Origin of the sequence: Oceanimonas sp. AH20CE76 (genome assembly GCF_039654065.1) — a bacterium.
In the GTDB taxonomy this organism is placed as follows: domain Bacteria; phylum Pseudomonadota; class Gammaproteobacteria; order Enterobacterales; family Aeromonadaceae; genus Oceanimonas; species Oceanimonas smirnovii.
Genome location: NZ_CP155481.1, coordinates 2,750,428 through 2,768,078 on the forward strand (window position 1 = coordinate 2,750,428; position 17,651 = coordinate 2,768,078).

General features: G+C 60.6%; 21 protein-coding genes. 19 read left to right on the plus strand and 2 right to left on the minus strand.

Annotated features, from left to right (window positions below; all coding sequences use genetic code 11):
- Positions 1 to 8 precede the first annotated feature (8 nt).
- Both N2M06_RS13480 and N2M06_RS13485 read right to left on the minus strand, forming a co-directional pair.
- The gene (locus N2M06_RS13480) at positions 9 to 998 is read right to left on the minus strand and encodes a phage portal protein (protein WP_346351029.1); all 990 of its coding nucleotides are present in this window, start codon (positions 996 to 998) and stop codon (positions 9 to 11) included.
- Positions 995 to 2,809: a terminase family protein gene (locus tag N2M06_RS13485; protein WP_346351030.1), complete on the minus strand. Its 1,815-nt coding sequence runs from the start codon at positions 2,807 to 2,809 to the stop codon at positions 995 to 997. Before N2M06_RS13485 ends, N2M06_RS13480 begins: the two co-directional genes overlap by 4 nt.
- Before the next feature lie 176 nt (positions 2,810 to 2,985).
- Between N2M06_RS13485 and N2M06_RS13490 the strand changes: the two genes are divergently transcribed.
- The 19 genes from N2M06_RS13490 to N2M06_RS13580 all read left to right on the plus strand — a co-directional run bounded on the left by N2M06_RS13490 (position 2,986) and on the right by N2M06_RS13580 (position 17,647).
- Positions 2,986 to 3,876, plus strand: coding sequence for a GPO family capsid scaffolding protein (locus N2M06_RS13490; RefSeq protein WP_346351031.1), 891 nt, complete (start codon positions 2,986 to 2,988; stop codon positions 3,874 to 3,876).
- A gap of 9 nt (positions 3,877 to 3,885) precedes the next feature.
- Positions 3,886 to 4,929 carry a phage major capsid protein, P2 family gene (locus N2M06_RS13495; protein ID WP_346351032.1) on the plus strand — a complete coding sequence of 348 codons (1,044 nt, stop codon included), beginning with the start codon at positions 3,886 to 3,888 and terminating at the stop codon, positions 4,927 to 4,929.
- Positions 4,930 to 4,933: 4 nt separating this feature from the next.
- Complete coding sequence (gene gpM / locus N2M06_RS13500; protein ID WP_346351033.1) at positions 4,934 to 5,647, plus strand: phage terminase small subunit; 714 nt, start codon at positions 4,934 to 4,936, stop codon at positions 5,645 to 5,647.
- Positions 5,648 to 5,754: 107 nt separating this feature from the next.
- The gene (locus N2M06_RS13505; RefSeq protein ID WP_019934029.1) at positions 5,755 to 6,213 is read left to right on the plus strand and encodes a head completion/stabilization protein; all 459 of its coding nucleotides are present in this window, start codon (positions 5,755 to 5,757) and stop codon (positions 6,211 to 6,213) included.
- The gene (locus tag N2M06_RS13510; protein WP_346351034.1) at positions 6,210 to 6,707 is read left to right on the plus strand and encodes a phage tail protein; all 498 of its coding nucleotides are present in this window, start codon (positions 6,210 to 6,212) and stop codon (positions 6,705 to 6,707) included. The genes N2M06_RS13505 and N2M06_RS13510 overlap by 4 nt, the downstream gene beginning before the upstream one ends.
- Positions 6,704 to 7,399 (plus strand): phage virion morphogenesis protein, encoded by a 696-nt coding sequence (locus N2M06_RS13515; RefSeq protein WP_346351035.1) that lies wholly within the window; start codon positions 6,704 to 6,706, stop codon positions 7,397 to 7,399. Before N2M06_RS13510 ends, N2M06_RS13515 begins: the two co-directional genes overlap by 4 nt.
- Positions 7,396 to 8,520, plus strand: coding sequence for a DUF2586 domain-containing protein (locus N2M06_RS13520; RefSeq protein ID WP_346351036.1), 1,125 nt, complete (start codon positions 7,396 to 7,398; stop codon positions 8,518 to 8,520). The genes N2M06_RS13515 and N2M06_RS13520 overlap by 4 nt, the downstream gene beginning before the upstream one ends.
- Positions 8,517 to 8,972, plus strand: coding sequence for a DUF2597 family protein (locus tag N2M06_RS13525; RefSeq protein ID WP_346351037.1), 456 nt, complete (start codon positions 8,517 to 8,519; stop codon positions 8,970 to 8,972). The genes N2M06_RS13520 and N2M06_RS13525 overlap by 4 nt, the downstream gene beginning before the upstream one ends.
- Before the next feature lie 5 nt (positions 8,973 to 8,977).
- Positions 8,978 to 9,181, plus strand: coding sequence for a TraR/DksA family transcriptional regulator (locus tag N2M06_RS13530; RefSeq protein ID WP_346351038.1), 204 nt, complete (start codon positions 8,978 to 8,980; stop codon positions 9,179 to 9,181).
- The gene (locus N2M06_RS13535; RefSeq protein ID WP_346351039.1) at positions 9,178 to 9,549 is read left to right on the plus strand and encodes a D-Ala-D-Ala carboxypeptidase family metallohydrolase; all 372 of its coding nucleotides are present in this window, start codon (positions 9,178 to 9,180) and stop codon (positions 9,547 to 9,549) included. The genes N2M06_RS13530 and N2M06_RS13535 overlap by 4 nt, the downstream gene beginning before the upstream one ends.
- A 9-nt stretch (positions 9,550 to 9,558) precedes the next feature.
- Positions 9,559 to 10,179 (plus strand): hypothetical protein, encoded by a 621-nt coding sequence (locus N2M06_RS13540; protein ID WP_346351040.1) that lies wholly within the window; start codon positions 9,559 to 9,561, stop codon positions 10,177 to 10,179.
- Positions 10,097 to 10,348, plus strand: a complete 252-nt coding sequence (locus tag N2M06_RS13545) for a hypothetical protein (protein ID WP_346351041.1) — start codon at positions 10,097 to 10,099, stop codon at positions 10,346 to 10,348. The genes N2M06_RS13540 and N2M06_RS13545 overlap by 83 nt, the downstream gene beginning before the upstream one ends.
- The gene (locus N2M06_RS13550) at positions 10,345 to 10,608 is read left to right on the plus strand and encodes a putative phage tail assembly chaperone (protein ID WP_346351042.1); all 264 of its coding nucleotides are present in this window, start codon (positions 10,345 to 10,347) and stop codon (positions 10,606 to 10,608) included. Before N2M06_RS13545 ends, N2M06_RS13550 begins: the two co-directional genes overlap by 4 nt.
- Before the next feature lie 41 nt (positions 10,609 to 10,649).
- Positions 10,650 to 10,796 (plus strand): hypothetical protein, encoded by a 147-nt coding sequence (locus N2M06_RS13555; protein ID WP_166670299.1) that lies wholly within the window; start codon positions 10,650 to 10,652, stop codon positions 10,794 to 10,796.
- A 2-nt stretch (positions 10,797 to 10,798) separates the two neighbouring features.
- Positions 10,799 to 13,156, plus strand: coding sequence for a phage tail tape measure protein (locus N2M06_RS13560; RefSeq protein ID WP_346351043.1), 2,358 nt, complete (start codon positions 10,799 to 10,801; stop codon positions 13,154 to 13,156).
- A complete protein-coding gene (locus N2M06_RS13565; RefSeq protein ID WP_346351044.1) occupies positions 13,146 to 13,472 on the plus strand; it encodes a DUF2590 family protein in 327 nt (108 codons plus the stop codon). The genes N2M06_RS13560 and N2M06_RS13565 overlap by 11 nt, the downstream gene beginning before the upstream one ends.
- Positions 13,469 to 14,653, plus strand: coding sequence for a baseplate J/gp47 family protein (locus N2M06_RS13570; RefSeq protein WP_346351045.1), 1,185 nt, complete (start codon positions 13,469 to 13,471; stop codon positions 14,651 to 14,653). Before N2M06_RS13565 ends, N2M06_RS13570 begins: the two co-directional genes overlap by 4 nt.
- Entirely contained in the window at positions 14,646 to 15,212 is a 567-nt protein-coding gene (locus N2M06_RS13575; RefSeq protein ID WP_346351046.1) for a phage tail protein, read from the plus strand. Before N2M06_RS13570 ends, N2M06_RS13575 begins: the two co-directional genes overlap by 8 nt.
- Positions 15,209 to 17,647, plus strand: coding sequence for a phage tail protein (locus N2M06_RS13580; protein WP_346351047.1), 2,439 nt, complete (start codon positions 15,209 to 15,211; stop codon positions 17,645 to 17,647). The genes N2M06_RS13575 and N2M06_RS13580 overlap by 4 nt, the downstream gene beginning before the upstream one ends.
- Positions 17,648 to 17,651 lie beyond the last annotated feature (4 nt).

Sequence of the window (17,651 nt, forward strand, 5' to 3'; positions counted from 1 at the left end):
TTATCCAGTTATTCCAGTGCGAACTCCAGAGCCAGCCGGGCCGGAATATCCGGGTCCGAATTCACTTCATCAGCAATCAGCTCACACAGCGGCAACACCTCGTTACGGGTGTAAACGATATCGGTTTTTTCCGGGTCGCCCAGGCCGGCGGCGTTGCTGGGAATGATGCCCGCCTGCCCCGGTGGAAAGCGGTGCGCGGTAAGCACGTCCTGAGCTGAAATGTTCTTGATGCGGTCAAAGTCGTCCTTGGTGGCAATGTCTCCCACCGGAATCAGCTTCACCCCATCCGGGTTGCCGTTGGGAATGTTGATGAACAAGGAGCGGAAGTTGCCCACCCCTTTGGAGCTTTGAATTTTGGCTTTCAGATCTTCTTCCTGGCTTTCGCTCAGGTTCGGGTCGGTGGCGTAGAAAATAAAGCCCATGTGCGCCCCGTTCTGGTAGTAGCGCCGGCGAAACAGAGTCGCGTCCCGGTTCAGCAGCGCCGACTGAATGCCGCCCAGGTAATCCGGCAGGCCATAAATTTGCTGTCGTGGGTCGTACTGCGACAGATAAATCACATCGTCCTGCCGGTAATGCAGCTGCTCGTTGTTGGCCCGCAACAGCCGAAAGTCGCCGCTCTGGTGCCGGCGCAGATACATGGACGGCAGCGGATGCAGCCGTACCACCCGGCCCAGGCCGTTACGTACCTTCAAAAAGGCAGCGTCACCGAACTGGATTAGATCATGCACAAAGGCCTGCATTTGCCGGCGCTTCAGCCCGGCCCCGCCCTTAAAGCGGCCAGATACCATATTGCGCCGGGCATAAATCAGCGCCCCGTGGTGGGCGTTGGTGTTGGCAATCTGGGCCAGCCCCTGCCGGCTAATGGGCGTGCTCCAGTAGTCGGCGTAGTGGTCATAAAACAGCTCGGTGTAATCGGTCAGCCAGCGGTTGGGCTCTATCGCTTCCGGCTCGCCAAAACTAAAGGCGATCAGATCTTTGGATTGGTTGGGTTCGCTCATGTTTGAATAGCCCAGGTTGAAGTGCGTTTGTTCGTATGGTCCAGCGGCTCGTTGATCACCGCATGAGAAATGGCAAAGAAGTCATCGGCATGGCCGGTGGTGGCGTCCCGCCCGGCCTTAAAGGTCATGGCATTGCCGCTGCCGGTAGTGGTGCGCTTGATGGCCATAAAGGCCAGCGGAATATCTTTCAGCAGCCGGTCCCAGCTGATGCGCCCCGCCTCTACCACGTCGATCATTTTCAGCACCAGGCGGTTTTTGCTCTCTACCGAGTAGTGAATGGCATGGGCCTCGCGGGGGAACTTGGTCTTAAGCAAATCGAACACCCCAGCACCGATGCCGGTAATGTCCACGCCAATGTAAGTCACCCGATAGCGTTTAAATATCTTGGCGATTTCCGCCACATGGTGCTGAAAGTTCAGGCCTCGCCAGCGGTGCCGCTCCAGCACCCGGAACGGCTCACCGCTGAGCAGCGGCGGAGCCACCACCACCAGAGTGGCGTTATCGCGGGTGCGGCTGGGGTCATAGCCCAGCCACACTTCCCGGGTGCCGAACGGCCGGGCCGCTCTTGGGTCGAAGTCTTCCCACAGTTCGGTGTCAACGCCGCACCCTTCCAGCTGGCCAAACTTGAACACGCTGGCTTCGTCGTCCACGAACTCGCACATGAACAGGTTACGGAATACCTCGTCGGCGTATTCGTCCCGCAGCTCGTCCACATCAATCAGGTTGCAGCCGCTGGCCACGGCATCCTCCACGGTAATGGCATAGCGCCATTGCCGGTCCGGGCATACCCGGCCGCCGTCGCGGTAGTCATCCAGTGTGGGGAATTCCACGTCTTTGCGGCTGTCTTTGCCGTTCTTCCAGTCGTCCCCGGTCCAGAAGCCATAGCCCGGATGGGCCTTGGCCGACGGCGTGGAGAAATAGGTTTTACGCCAGCGGGTTTGCGTGGCCATGGCCGACGCCACGTTGGAAAGTTTGGTAAAGCCCGGGATCCAGAAGTATTCGTCTATATAGACGTTGCCGCTGCGCGACTGGGCGCTGTTGGAGTTGGTGGAGAGAAAGTGCAGCTCAGCGCCGTTGCTTAAAATTATCGGGTTGCCCGACAGCTCTACGTTCAGGAACTCCCGGGCAATGTTAATGATGTAGGAGCGGAACACCTCGGCCTGGGCACGGGTGGCCGACAGAAATATCTGGTTGCCGCCGGTCAGGGCCGCGTCTTCCAGCGCCTCGCCGGCGAAGTAGTAGGTCATGCCAATCTGGCGCGACTTCAATATATTGCGGGTGCGCGGCACCTCCGGATCGTGCATGGCCTCGCGGCAGCGCAGCTGATAGCCAAACAGGGTATCCAGAAACGGCTGAAAGTCTTCCGGCAGCAGCTCGCCCACGTTGTTTTTGGGTGCCTTGCCTTTTTTACCCTTGCCGCCCTTGCTCTGACCACCGCTCTTGCGGCCTCGCCGTGGCTCCGGTGGTTCGTCGCCGGCAGCAATGGCCGCTTCCCGCTCTTTCAGCCCCACTTCCTTTTCGCGCAGCTGCAGCAGCTCTTTCTTCAGCCGCACATGCTGGCTGATCAGCCGGTCCAGTTCGTCCAGCTCGGCCTGGCTCTTTTTCTCCCGGTTCAGCAGCAGCTGCACCCGCAAGGCAATGGCATCTTCCAGCTGAATTTCCGACAGCAGCGAATCCCAGGCGTATTTCTCCACCCACTGATACACCACCCGCACCGAGTTCAGACTGAGTTCCTGGGCAATTTCCCGGGGCAACCAGCGCTTTAAATACAGCCCTTTGGCGGCGTTGCGGATTTCTTCTGAGTAAGCCATTGCGTTCCGTGGTCATGATGAATGCGGCCATCATACTGAGTCGAACATTACGGAAACTGAGGGAAAATTGCGGGTTCTTGCGATTTGCTCAAAATCGCAATTGCACGGAAAAACCCTTGATGAAACCCGCACCAAATCCCCCTAGCCTGTCGCCATATTTGAACACGAGCAGGCACATGAAACCCGATTCACGGTTACGCACAGGCTGGATTTGCATTGCCACCGAAGGCAACAGCGTTGACGGGCGTTATATCTCCCGCGACTGGCTCACCGACATGGCCGAGACCTACGACCCCGACCACTACACCGCTGTTATCTGGCCGGACCATTATCGCTGGTCTGCCATGGGCAGTGTAGAAAACCTAAAGGCCGAGGAAGTAGACGGCAAGATGAAGCTGTTCGCCGTGCTGCGCCCGAACCGGGATCTCATCTATTACAACCAGATCGGTCAGTACCAGTTCTGCAGCATTGAGCCGGAAGAAAACTTTGCCGGTGGCGAAAAGACTTATCTGCTCGGTCTGGGCGTGACCAGCGAGCCGGCCAGCACCGGCACCACCCGCATGCAGTTCAGTGCCAATGGCAAAGAGCACAACAAGCTGATTGGCCAGAGCGAGCCATTCAGCCTGAAAGAGCTGGCCGACCGTGAGCAAGAAGTGGGCATGTTCAAAAAGTTTACCGCCTGGCTCAAAGGCCAGGAGCAAGAGCCCCCTGCCCCCACCGATAACACCCCCGAGGATCCAGCAATGGACAAAGAACAGTTCAACACACTGCTGAAAGCGGTTGAAGGCGTCGCCACCAAACAGGGCGAGCTGGAGACCAAGCTTGAAGCCTTCAGCAAAAAAGAAGAGCCGGCTCCGGCCAATGAGCCCGAGCAACAGCCTGAGCCCGAGCAACCCGCCGCCACCGGCATCACCGCCGAGCAGTTCACCAAACTGCTGAATGCCGTAGAAGGCGTGGCCAGCAAGCAGGGCGAGCTGGAAACCCAGTTCTCCAGCCTGCTGAAAGAGCAGCCCGGCCAAATCCCCGGCGGTGCCCCCGCCGGCGGCGACATTTATCACCTGGTTTAAGGAGCAAGCATGAGCCAGATCCTCACTGCCCAGGCCGCCGCCATGCTGAAGCAATATTGCTCCCAGCTGGCCAAGGGCTACGGCATTGATCCCCAAAGCCTGAAACAACAGTTTTCCGTTGTTGGCCCGCAAGAAACCCGCCTGCGTCAGGCGCTGCTGGAGTCCGCCGACTTCCTGCGCATGATCACCCTGGCCGACGTAGACCAGATCAAGGGTCAGGTAGTAGACGTGGGCATTGGCAGCATCCACTCGGGGCGCAAGGCCTCGGGCCGCTTCATCAAGGAAGTGGGCGTGGGTGGCCACAACTACGAGCTGACCGAAACCGACTCCGGAGCCCTGCTGTCCTGGGCCACGCTGGCGGTATGGGCCAACGCCGGCAACGAAGGCGAATTTCTGCGCCTGGTGAACCAGTTCATTAACCAGACCTTTGCGCTCGACATGATCCGCGTGGGCTTTAACGGCACCTCCGCCGCTGCCACCACCAACCCCACCGAAAACCCCTTGGGTCAGGACGTGAACAAGGGCTGGCAGCAGCTGGTAAGCGAGTGGAACGGCGGCTCTCAGATTATCGGCTCTGCTCAGGACAAGGTGTATTTCGACCCTGCCGGTAAAGGCGATTACAACACCCTGGATGCCATGGCCTCTGACCTGATTAACAGCACCATTGACCCGGCGTTTCGCAACGACCCGCGCCTGACCGTCATGGTGGGTGCCGATCTGGTCGCCGCCGCGCAGGGCCGGCTGTATCAACAGGCCGACAAGCCCACCGAACAGATCGCCGCTCAGCAGTTGGCCACCAGTGTTGCCGGCCGCAAGGCCATCACCCCGCCGTTCTTCCCGGGCAAGCGCATGGTGGTGACTATTCCGAGCAACCTACACCTGTACACCCAGCGCGGTACCCGCCAGCGCAGTGCGGCCCACAACCAGGACCGCAAGGGTTTTGAAAGCCAGTACTGGCGCATGGAAGGTTACGCCGTGGGCGAATACCGCGCGTATGCCTCTTTTGATGAGTCGGGCGTAGAAATTGCCCCCACTCCGGATCCGGTACCGTAACTGAATGAGCACTCCGGCCCAGCGTCATCGTGACCGGCACCGCGCCCGGCAGGCGGCAGAAAAAGCCGCCACCACCGGCCAGGCCACCGGCGACATTGCCCACAGCCTGCACCTGCAGTTGCTGGCACTGGAGCAGGACGAAAAGCGGCTCAAGGCGCTGGACCGCATCAGCGACAAGGTGGCCCTGAAGCGTGAGCTGCTGCCCAAGTACCGCCCCTATGTGGAGCAGTATCTGGCAGCCGAAAAGAGCCACCAGAACCCGCTGTTCGCCACGCTGATCGTCTGGCTGTTTGACCTGGAAGAGTTCGAGCAGGCACTGGACTGGGCCGAAGTGGCTATTGCACAAGGCCAGCACACGCCCACCCGCATGAAGCGCGACTTCCCCCACTTTGTGGCGGACACCGTGCTGGAGTGGGCCGAGCAGCAGGCCGCCGAGGGCCAGGCCGTAGAGCCCTATTTCAGCCGGGTGTTTGCTCATGTGGCCAAAGACTGGCGGCTGAACGAAAAGCTCACCGCCAAATACTTCAAGTTTGCCGGGCTGCTGCTGTTGCGCGACGCCACCGGCGAGCCCAGAGCCAGCGCCGTGAGTGACCCGGATGTGCTCGATAAAGCCGACGCCCTGCTGGCCAAGGCACACGAATGGGATCCGGTGGGTGCTCAGGTAAAAACCCACCGGGCCAGAATTGCCATGCGCCTGCGGGCGCTTGAGCAAGACTAGCTCCACGCCGCCGCGCCCCGGCGGTGCGGGAACAGCCAAGGCCATGCCTTAAGTGCTGTTGCCCAACACCGTGGCCAGGGGCGCACCTATTAACCGAGAGGGCTGCCATGTTCAGCGGAAACAGCACCGATTATCAGCAAAGCACCATCACCAACGATGGTTTCTGGCCCGACATTGAAGTGGGCGACTTTGAGCGCGACCGCGCCATGCCCGCCGATCTGCAGCCTGCCACCGTGGCGGCGGCGGTGCTGTCTGCGGTGGCCCAGGTCAACCTTGAGCTGGTGTTTACCAAATCAAGGCTGCTGGCCGAGGGGCACGGCAATGCCGCCGCCGTGCCCGGCCCTTCCGTGGGCACCCAGAACATGCTCACGGCGCTTTATCGCCAGGCGGTGTTTGCCCGAGCCAAGGCCGATTTGGTTACCGAGGCCGGCAGCCTGAGCCAACGCGACACCGGCAACAATCAGGCCACCCAGAGCGGTGATGTACGGGCCGCTCTGCTGGCCGAAAGCCAGCAGCACATTCGGGCCATCAAGGGCACTCACCGCTGCGGGATTGAATTGCTATGAGCCAGGGCTACTACCTGCACCAGCTGAGCACCGCCATCAAGGACGTGCTGCCGGCCAAGTGCCGTAAGGATTTTGATGCCTGGATGCAGAACGGCACCCTGCAGCTCACACCCAAGGATGGCGGCACCGGTGTGGAGCTGGCCCGGCTCAACTACCAGGCGGTATTTATGGTGGAAGACCTGCCGTTCCGCGAACTGGATCCGGCCGTGGTGCTGGCCACCGTGGCCGCATGGCTGCAGGACCACGACACAGATCGCGAACGGCTGGAGCTGCCCGACCCCGATTACGACGTGGAGCCCATAGACGAGCACAGCGCCGACCTCACCATCAGCGTGCTGTTTTCCGAGCCCCTGCTGATGGTGCCCGACGCTGCTGGCCCCATCCGCTACGGCGGCGAACGCTACCGCCTGGCCCCCTATGAGATCTGGGTGGCGGAGTACGGCAAGTTGTGGGTGAACGAAAACGGCCCCTGGCCGCTGGCAGGTGATGTGTGATCCGGTTCGACCTTGATGTGTTGCCCATTACCGACCGGCTCAAGCTGGCCACCATGCCCGCCAAAAAGCGCACCCGCTTTTTGTGGCGCTTGGGCAACGAGCTGAAAAAAGCCTCTGCCCGTAACGTGCGACAGCAACGCACCCCGGAAGGAAAGGCCTGGGCACCGCGCAAACGCAAGCCACGCAAGGGCGGCAAGAAAAAGATGCTCACCGGATTGCCGGGATTGCTGGCCATCGACAACACCGCCATCGACATGACCCTGCGTTTTCGTAAGGGAAAAATGCCGGTACATGCCGGTGTGGTAGGCAGAACGCACAACGATGGCATGAGCCAGCGCCGTACTGCCGAGCAGGCCTCACGCAACAAGCCGCGGCAAGAGCCGGATACTGCCACCAAGGCCCAGGCCAAGCGGCTGCGTCTCTTGGGCTACCAGCGTCGGGGCAAGCGCGGCAAGTACATCAATGCATCCAGCAAATGGATTCAGGAAAACCTCAGTTATCGCCAGGCCGGGATGCTGATTAAAAAGCTCAGGGACGAGCCGGTAAAACGCAGCTGGGACATTGAACTGCCTGCACGTCAGTTTATGGGAGCCAATGAAGCCGAGCGCGCCAAAATCATCCGCCGGGTAATGCAGGGCATTGGCTACGGCTGGAACGTGAAGAAACAACAAACCAAAGGGGCTAGTTCATGATCCCAACTATCCAGGTCAACAACCTGAACCAGATGCAGGGCCCCACCGAAGAGGTGGAGCGACATTTCCTGTTTGTGGGCCAGGCCACCAAGAACAACGGCAAGTTGCTGTCCATTAACACCCAGTCAGATCTGGACGACTTGCTGGGCATTGAAGGCAGCCCGTTAAAAACTAACCTGCAGGCCGCCATGCAGAACGCCGGCCAGAACTGGAGCGCCCACGCCCACGTGCTTGCCCTGGCCGAAGACTGGACCGAAGCGGTGCTGGCCGCACAAAAGGTCGCATCCTTTGAGGCGGTAGTGCTGCTGGAGCCGGTGACCACCGCCGAGCAGATCAATGCCGCCCAGGCCCTGCGCAATCAGCTGATTGCCACCTGGGGCCGCTGGCAATTCATGATCCTGGCCACCAACGGCATTGTGACCGATGGTGTGGATGCCCAGGACTGGCCCGCCTATGAAGCCGACATGGTCGCACTGGCCGATGGCATTGCCGCCGACGGCGTCATGCTGGTGCCCCAGTTGCACGGCAACAATGCCGGCGTCATGGCCGGACGCCTGTGCAACCGCGCGGTGACCGTGGCCGACACCCCCATGCGGGTGAAGACCGGGGCTGTGGTCGGCCTGGGCCCGGCACCGGTCGACAGCAACGGCACCGAGCTGTCTCTGGCCACCCTGCAGACCCTGGAAGCGGCCCGCTACTCCGTGCCCTGGTGGTTCCCGGATTATGACGGCGTGTACTGGGCCGACGGCAACATGCTGGACGTGGAAGGCGGCGATTATCAGGTGGTGGAAAACCGCCGGGTGGCCGACAAGGTGGCCCGCAAACTGCGCATTCGCGCCATTGGCCGCATTGGTGATCGCCAGCTCAACAGCACCCCGGGCAGCATTGCCGCCGCCAAGCTCTATTTCATGCGCGATCTGCGTGTTATGAGCAAATCGGTGACCATTGCCGGCATCACCTTTCCCGGCGAGGTCATGCCCCCCGACGACGACGACATTGCCATTGAATGGCTGAGCAGATACGAGGTGGCCATCTATGTCATGGCGCGCCCCTACGAATGCCCCAAGAAAATTGGCATCAACATCATCCTTGATCTCAGCAACCCGGGAGACAACCAATGAGCCGCCGCATTTCCGGTATGAACTTTGACGTGGAGATCCTTGGGGTCATGGTTCACGTTGAAAAAGCCACCGTTACCATCAACGACAGCACCGCCGTTACCCAGACCCGTGGCATTACCGACGGCTATGTGGACGGCGACGTCACCGCCGACGTGGAATACGAGTTCGACACCAAGAACTTTAACCTGCTGAGCGATGCCGCCCGCCGGGCCGGCAGCTGGCGGGGCATTGAGCCCCACGATGCGCTGTTCTACGCCAAGGCAGACAAGGAAGAATTCCGCATTGAAGCCTTCGGCATCAAGCTGCAGATCTCCGACCTGCTCGACATCGACGGCAAGGGCGGCAGCAAGCAGGTGCACAAGATTAAGGGCTTTGTCACCGATCCCGAGTTCGTGCGCATCAACGGCGTGCCCTACCTCTCCGCTGACGATACCCGTCACCTGATTGGATAACCGCCATGGATGCCATTGACCGCGCCAATGACACGAGCGACTGGCTGCTGGCCCAGCAGCTGGCCGCGCAAACCGGCCACCACTGCACCGCACCTAGCCGCCACCAGTGTGAAGAGTGCGACGACCCCATCCCCGAGGCCCGCCGGGTAGCCCTGCCCGGTGTGACCCTGTGCGTGGGCTGCCAGACCCTGCTGGAGAAAAGACGATGAACCAGACCCCCTTTGAAAACCTGCACTTCGCCCGCCGTGAGTTTGCCTGCAAATGCGGCTGTGGCTTTGATGCCGTGGACGCCGAGCTGCTGGGCGTGCTGGAGCAGCTGCGCAAAGACCTGGGCAACCGCCCGGTGATCATCACCAGCGCCTGCCGCTGCGACCTTCATAACCGCCGGGTAGGCGGTGCCAGAAACAGCGTGCACAAGCTGGGCAAGGCCGCCGACATTCGTGTGAAAGGCCTGCTGCCGGCGCAGGTGGCCGACTACCTGGAACGCACCTACCCGGGCCGCTACGGCATCGGCCGTTATGCCACCTTCACTCACATTGATGTGCGTGAAACGCCGGCACGCTGGGGCAAGAACTAAGGAGACGCCATGAGCGACTGGAAAGACATTGCCACCACAGTGGGCCGCATTGCCGGCACCGTGGCCCCGCTGCTCACCGGCCCCGCGGGCGTGGCCGCCACCATTGGTGCCCAGATTGCCGGCGTGCTCGGCACTGATAGCCGACCCGATGCCGTACAGCGTGAGCTGGTGCAAAACCCCGAGGCCGCCTTAAAACTGCAGCAGTGGGCCCATGAAGAGCGGGAGCAGATCCGCCAGTACAACCTCAGGCTGGTGGATATTCAGCTGCAGGAAACCGAAATCTTTCTGGGCGACGTGCAGAACGCCCGCAAAGAGCATAAAGAAAACACCATGCCGGCACGGCTGACCATTGCGCTGGCGGTCATGGTGGTGGCCCTCACCATCGGGCTGATGGCCATGCCGGTGCCTGATGGTTCCAAAGACGTGGTGTTCTATCTGGCCGGCCAAATCGTGACCGCTTTCCTTGCCGCCGTCACCTACTGGGTGGGCAGCTCCCGGGGCAGCGCGGAAAAACAAAAACAAATCGACCGCATTGCAGGAGGCCACCTTGGGGCAAGTACCCGACTGGCTGGGCGTGGGGATCTCACTGGGGCTGCTACTGGCCGCCGTGCTGACCCCTATTCTCAGTAGCCTGAGCGGCAAGGTACACAAGAATCAGGTCGACAACGCCAACCTGCGGGCCCATGTGGCAGAGAACTACGCCACCAAGCCCGAACTGAAGGAAAGCGTCGACCGCATTGAAAAGCGCATAGACGACGGTTTTACCCGTCTCGACAAAAAACTGGAGAACATCAAATGAGCAAGCAAATCATCACCCTGACCGTGAACGGCACCGATCTGACGTTTGAGCCCACCACTCAGGCCTACAACAAGTACATCAACGAACTGACCATGGATGACAAGGTCGCGCCGGCACACAACTACCTGAACCGGGTAGTCACCGCCGACAGCAAAGACGCCCTGGCCAAGCTGCTGGCCCTGACCGGTGCCGGCCTCAAGATTGCCGCAAAGGTAAATGAAGCGTTCGTCCCCGAGCTTGAGATCAGCATAAAAAACTGACCCGTCGGGTTAACGCGATAGAGGGCAACCAACTGGAGCAGGTGCTGGCACTGCGCCGCCACTACCTGCCCCATGAACCCGACGACGAAGAAGCCCTGGCCCGGGCCATCTGGCTCGACAAGCAGCACTGGGACAACACCGGCAACGCCATCGCAACCGGCATAGCAAAGGCATTTAACGGCACATGAGCATGGAACAATTAATGCTGACGGTGAGCCTGGTCGACAAGGTCACCCGGCCCATACAAGGCATTAACCAGCAGATCAGGGAAACCGGAGAGCTGGGCCGCCAGAGCATGGACCGCATGATCAGCGGTGCTGCCGGCCTCGCCGCCTCCGGCGTGGCGCTGTATCAGGCACTGATGCCCGCCATTGAAATGGACAATGCTCTGAGTGAGGTGAAGTCCCTGGGCGTGGTGCAGCAGGATCTCGACCAGCTGAGCCAGACCGCCACCGAGTTTTCCATTGAGTTCGGCAAGTCGGCCACCGAGTTCGTGGGCGCCGCCTACGACATCAAATCCGCCATGGGCGATCTCACCGGCGATGAGCTGGCCGGGATCACCAAGTCGTCCGCCGTGCTGGCCGCCGCCACCAAGGCCGATACCGCCACCGTAACCGCCTACATGGGCACCATGTACGGCGTGTTCAAGAAACAGGCCGACGCCATGGGCCGGGATAACTTCGCCGCCATGGTGGCCGGCCAGACCGCGCAGGCGGTGGAGTCGTTCAAGACTACCGGCGCGGAAATGAGTGCCGCCTTTACCAGCATCGGTGCCGCCGGTACCGCTGCGGGTATTGCCATGCATGAACAGATGGCGGTGCTCGGCACCCTGCAGGCCACCATGTCCGGCTCGGAAGCCGGCACCAAGTACAAGGCGTTTCTGGCCGGCATTGCCGGTGCCCAGGACAAGCTCAATATGAGTTTTGTCGACGGCAACGGCAACATGCTGGGCATGGTGCAGATACTGCAAAAGCTGAAAGACAAGTTTGGCGACACCCTCACAGTGGCGGAATCGGATGCACTGAAAAAAGCCTTCGGCTCTGACGAAGCCGTGGCACTTATCAAGCAGATGATCCCCGACGTGGACGGGCTGGCTGCCAGCATCGACAACGTGGGCAAACAGACCGGCATGGACAAGGCCACCCAAATGGCCGGGGCCATGACCGACCAGTGGCAACGACTGGAACACGTCTGGTTTGCCCTGCGTGCCGGGGCCGGGGCCAGTGTGCTGCCCACCATCAATGCGGTGGTGGGCTCCATCGTGGATGGCATGGCCGTGCTGGTGGAATGGACCGACATGTTCCCCCATCTGACCGAGGTGGTGACCTGGGCCGCCATTGGCATTGCCAGCCTGACCGCCGTGGCCGCCAGCTGGACCCTCATCATGGGCATTGGTGGCGGCATTCTGACCTTTTACAAGGGCGGAATTATGGGTGTGGTGAAGGTACTGAGGCTGCTGCGCATCGGCCTTATCTTAAGCCGGACGCTTACGCTTGCTTGGGCGGCTGTCACAGCCACCGGAACAGCGGCGGTATGGTTGTTTAACGCTGCATTGGCTGCCACGCGAGTCGCCTTGGCCTTTATTACCGGCCCCTTCGGTTTAATCATGATGGCTCTGGTAGCGGTTGGCGCAGGTGCCGTATGGCTGGCCCGCAACTGGGACAGTCTCAAAGCCAGCATCATGGAAAGCGAAGCCTTCGCCACGCTGATGGGGTTTCTGGATACGGTGCAGCTAAAGTGGCAGTCATTCATGGACACCCTCGCCAATCTTGGCCCCATCAAGCTGATAGGCAGTGCCATCAACTGGCTGATTGAAAAAATAAACCTGATCCCCGGCATCGACATCGACCTGGGCAGCAGTATGGAACTGCCGGAAACCCCGGATATGCCCGCAGCGACTCAGCAAATCGCTGCTGGGCCCCAGCAGGCCGCCGCTGTGCCGCCGGCCACTCAGCAGGTATCCCGCACCCTGCAGCCGGTACCAACGGACGTTGCCCCGGCCAGCCAGCTGGTCAACCAACACTGGCCCGAGACCGCCAATACCGACCTGCCCGCTGCCACCCAGCAGGTAGACCGCGATCTGCAGCCTGTGCAGGCAGGAATAGCGCCGTTGAAACAGGATGTATTCCGGGAATATTTCGACGATCTGGACTTTGAATTTTCGCCGGCCACTCAGGAAGTGAACCGGGTATATACCGGCGGCTCTCATGTGGGCGGCTCATTCATTCATTCCAATGAAGCACTGTTTCTGCCGTCACTGGTGCCTGAGTCTCCGCTGGCAAACACGCCAACCACTCAACCGCACGTCACCGACACGCCGGCAGTGAAAAGCGATCAGCTGATGGCCGGCATTAACGAGCAGCTGCGTACTACCCGCACCCCCGAGTCGGTGCAGTCGCCGCCGTCGCCCCTGATGCCACAGCTGGCCAAAGTGGCCAACCAGAACAACGGCAAAACCGTGCACTTTGGCGACGTGCATATCAAGAACGAACAGGGCATGGATCCCGGCACCCTGGCCGAATGGGAGGAACTTCAGCATGGCTTCTGACCGCAAATACATCGACCTGCTGGTGGAAGACGGCGGCCTGGTGCTCGACGCCGGTGCCCAGCCGGTGACCACCGACAACCGCCACAGCATAGGGCAAGACATTAAACATGCCGTGCTGGAGTCTGGGCTGGCCCGGGCGCTGATTGGCGAGCGCAGCCCCACCCTGCGCGCCGACGTGCGCACCCAAATCCGCATTCTGGTAGAGCAGGACACCCGCATTGTGCCCGGCACCGCCGAGGTGCGCGAAGAGGCCGCCGACCGCTATCTGCTCACCGCCCGCACCTATGAATTCGGCGAACTGGAGGTGACCCTGTGAACGCCCGCCCAAACGTAGACTTTACCCGGCTGATTGCCGCCGAGGGCATTCCCACCACCACCGAGGCCCTGGAGCTGGAGCTGGCCCGGGAAGTGGAAGCCGCCGGCTCCATCATCACCAACGACAGCCGCATGTCGCCGTTCTGGCGGCTGCAGCGGGCCATTGTGGTAAAACCGGCCATGTGGCTGCTCAACACCCTGCTGGTGGGCCATGTGCTGCCCAACAGCTTTGCCGCCACCGCCAAAGGCTACTACCAGGACTTAAAGGCCTGGGACGTGGGGCTGGAGCGCAAGGCCGCCAAGGCCACCCGGGGGCTGGTGGAGTTCTTTAAAACCGACCCGACCACCGCCGTGACCATTGAGGCCGGCACCAGGGTCACCACCGAGCGCATCAATGGCCACAGTTACACCCTGGCGGTGGTGGCCAGCGTCACCATTCCCGCCGGCATGGCCAGCGCCCCCGTGGTGTGCGAAGCCACCGAGGCCGGCAGCGCCTGGAACCTGCCCGCCGGTTACTTCTGCATTTTGCCCACGGCGGTGAACGGCATTGAGCGGGTGGCCAACCCGGTGGACTGGATCACCGAGCCCGGAGACGACGAGGAAGACGACGACGCCCTGGGGCTGCGCATTCAGAACCAGTATTCGGTGGTGGGCCGCTATCACATTGATGCCGTGTACCGCTCCATGCTGGCCGCCGTGGCCGGCATTCGCTCCGACAACATTTTCTTCGAGCACGACGCCCCGCGCGGCCCGGGCACCGCCAATGCCTACATTCTGATGGAAGTGGGTGCCACGCCCCAGGCCCTGCTCGACAAGCTCAACACCCACGTGAGCCACGACGGCAACCATGGTCACGGCGACGATCTGCAGTGTTTTGCCCTGCCCGACACCCAGCACGCGATTACCCTGGACCTCTGGCCCCGGGCCTTTCTGGGCGACCAAGAAAAGGCCCTGCTTAAGGCCAATGCCGAGGCCATGATACGCGCAGCTTTTCGGGAGACCGCTGATTACTCCGGCATTACCCGCACCAAACCCTTTGGCCGGTTCAGTTTCAGCCGTCTGGGGGCCGAGCTGCATGCCGCCCTGCCCGACATCGACACTCTGGCCTTTGGTCAGACCGATATTGACAGCGCCCGAAGCATTCCGCGCCTGTCTTCACTTACGGTAACTCTGCATGGATAAACATCGGCAACAGGCCCCGGAACTACCCGAGCACAAAGCCCCCTGGTGGATGGATGGCCGGGAACAACGGGAGCCGCATTTTATGAGCAAAGGACTGAGCGCCTTCTGGCAGAAAGCCCGGAACTGGCTGCTGTTCCCGCTGCGTCAACTCGACCCGTTGGAATGCAGCGAGGCCATGCTGGACCTGCTGGCATGGGACAGAGGTATTCAGCGCTTCAGTAACGAACCGCTGAGCCTGTATCGCAAGCGAGTGAAATACGCCTTTGCCAACGCTCAAGACGCCGGCGAGGCCGCCGGCTTCAAGCGCATCTTTGAACGACTGGGCATTAGCTGGGTGGAAGTACACGAACGCCAGCCGAACCAGCCCTGGGACGTGATCACCATCGAGCTGGCCGACATGGAGCTGGCCGCCAACCAACAACTGCTGCAGGTGCTGCTCCAACACTACGGTCGCACCTGCCGCCGTTACCGTTTTCAAGTGGTGTATCCCAAGCAGCTGCGCCTGCATGCCGCTCGTTTCAGCGGCAGTTATCAAGTATTTGGAGCCAAATTAGGATGAGCCAAACCGCCATTACCCTCGCCTTTGAACAGCACCTGGCCGAGCTGCAGCTGGGTGGCCAGCCGGTGGTGCCCGACGAGTTCGTGCTGGCCTACATTCCCGGCCTCGACCTGCTCGCCCCCATCGACCGCGCCGCCGGTCTGCCCCCCGCCGGCCAGATAGTCCACCGCCAGCCGGTGGATCAGCGCGGCAAGGTCAACGCCAACGGCGTGGCTTACTCCATCATCATGGATACCCAGGTGGGTGACTTTACCTTTAACGCCATGTATCTGGTGCATAAAGCCAGCGGAATGGTAGCCATGGTGGTGCACAAGGCCGATGAAGACAAATTCAAGAACCTGACCAACCGCCCCGGCAACAGCCTGGTGAAGTCCATGCTGATGGAGTACCAGGGTGCCGCCGAGGCCACCAATACCCAGGTGGACGCCAGCACCTGGCAAATCGACTTTACCGCCCGTCTGATGGGACTGGATGCAGATATTCGCCTGCAGGCCCTCGACCACTACGGCGACGCTGCCTTTATCGACGGGGGTTTTGCCGTGACTCCCGGCCAGGGCGTGGATGAGTTTCTGGTGGCCCCGGGCCTGGGCTATATCGCCGGCCTGCGCGCCTTGCTCGCCAGCCAGCAATCGGTGGTGGTGAGCCAGCGCCCTGCCACCCTCTATGCCGACGTGTACCACGCCGGCACCCTGCTCTCGGACTGGCATACCCATGTGGAAATAAAGGCCAGCAGCACCCCGCTCACCGATTACACAGACGAAGCCGGATATCCCCATTACGTGACCCCGTTGGCCACCCTTGCCGCCAATGGTGCCGTGACAGACTTGCGCGGCCGCGGTGGCCTGTGGTGGCACGAACAACGCCCCCAGGCCCACACCAAAGATCAGGTGGGCCTGAATAAACTGGAGAACTGGAGCTGGTCCCACAGCTATACCGACGCCACCGGCGGCGCGACTAAATACGCCACTGGCAAAGCGGTGGCTGATGGCTACAACGCGCTGAACAGCAACAAGCTCAATGCCGCAAGCTACACCGCCGCCGATGTGCTGGCCAAACTTAAAACCGTGGATGGGGCCAACTCCGGCCTGGACGCCGATCTGCTGGACGGGCAGCACGGTGCTTATTACCGAGCCTGGGCCAACCTGACCGGCGTGCCAGCCACCGCCAGCCGCTGGCCAAGCTTTGCCGAAGTCACCGGCAAACCAGCGACTTATCCGCCGTCCAACCATACCCACGACGACCGTTATTACACCAAAGCGCAAGGGGACGGGCGGTATGCCGGGATTGCCCGAGACATAAAGAATGCCACCGCACTTGGCACCAGCGCTCTGAACGCAATCACTGCGCCGGGATTTTACTATCAAAGTGCCAATGCCCACGCCACGGCAGCCCGTAACTACCCGGTATTACTTGCGGGGACGCTGATTGTGACCGAAGCAGCCGGCGTGGTGCAGACCTACATTCCGTATGGCTCGCCGGGCACCATTTACATGCGCGGCTATTACGGGACGAGCTGGTCAGCCTGGGTGGAAACGTACACCACCGCCAACAAACCCAGCAAGGCAGACGTTGGCCTGGGCAATGTGCCCAACTACCCCGCCACCAGCAGTGTGACCGACACCAGCAACGCCAAATTCGCTACGGCGGGCGCGGTCAAGGCGGCCAACGACAACGCCAATGGTCGGTTACCTAAAAACGGGAAAGCGGCTGATTCAGCCAGGCTGAACGGCGCAATTGATTCGGAAAACAGCACAGGCAGCACTATCGTCAAACGTAGTAGTAGCGGCGACATTAACGCCCGCCTGTTTCGCTCTGAATATGATACTACCAATGCCTCCGTCAATTTCATTATGACGCAGGTGGATACGGCAGGTAACAACTACATTCGCCCCACCACCCCAGAACAATTCCGAGCTGGCGTAACCGATAACTATTACCTGGGCAAAAACGCCAAAGCCGTAGATTCAGACAAACTGGACGGACAGCACGGCAGTTATTACCGCGCCTGGGGAAATATTACCGGCAAGCCAGCCACTTTCCCGCCCTCAGGCCATACCCACGACGACCGCTATTACACCAAATCTCAGAGTGACGGACGCTATCTGGGAAAAACAGCTAAAGCAGCTGATTCAGACAAACTGGATGGTCAGCACGGCAGTTATTACAAGCAAAATGATGTTTATACCGGTTCGAATCATGCCAACACATCATTTCCAATAGGACACATTTTAACGGCGTGGGTACATACCAATTATGCAACAGATAACCTTAACAAAACCTGCAAGCTTTACCTGAATACAGGCAATTATGGCACCTATGCTTCAGATTGGTACGCAGGATACAGAGGAGCCGCATTGCCAGGAACATGGGTATATCGGGGATATGGTGGTACGCCCGGCGGGATATCTGGTGGGATTTTTCAGCGAATAGCATAAGGAA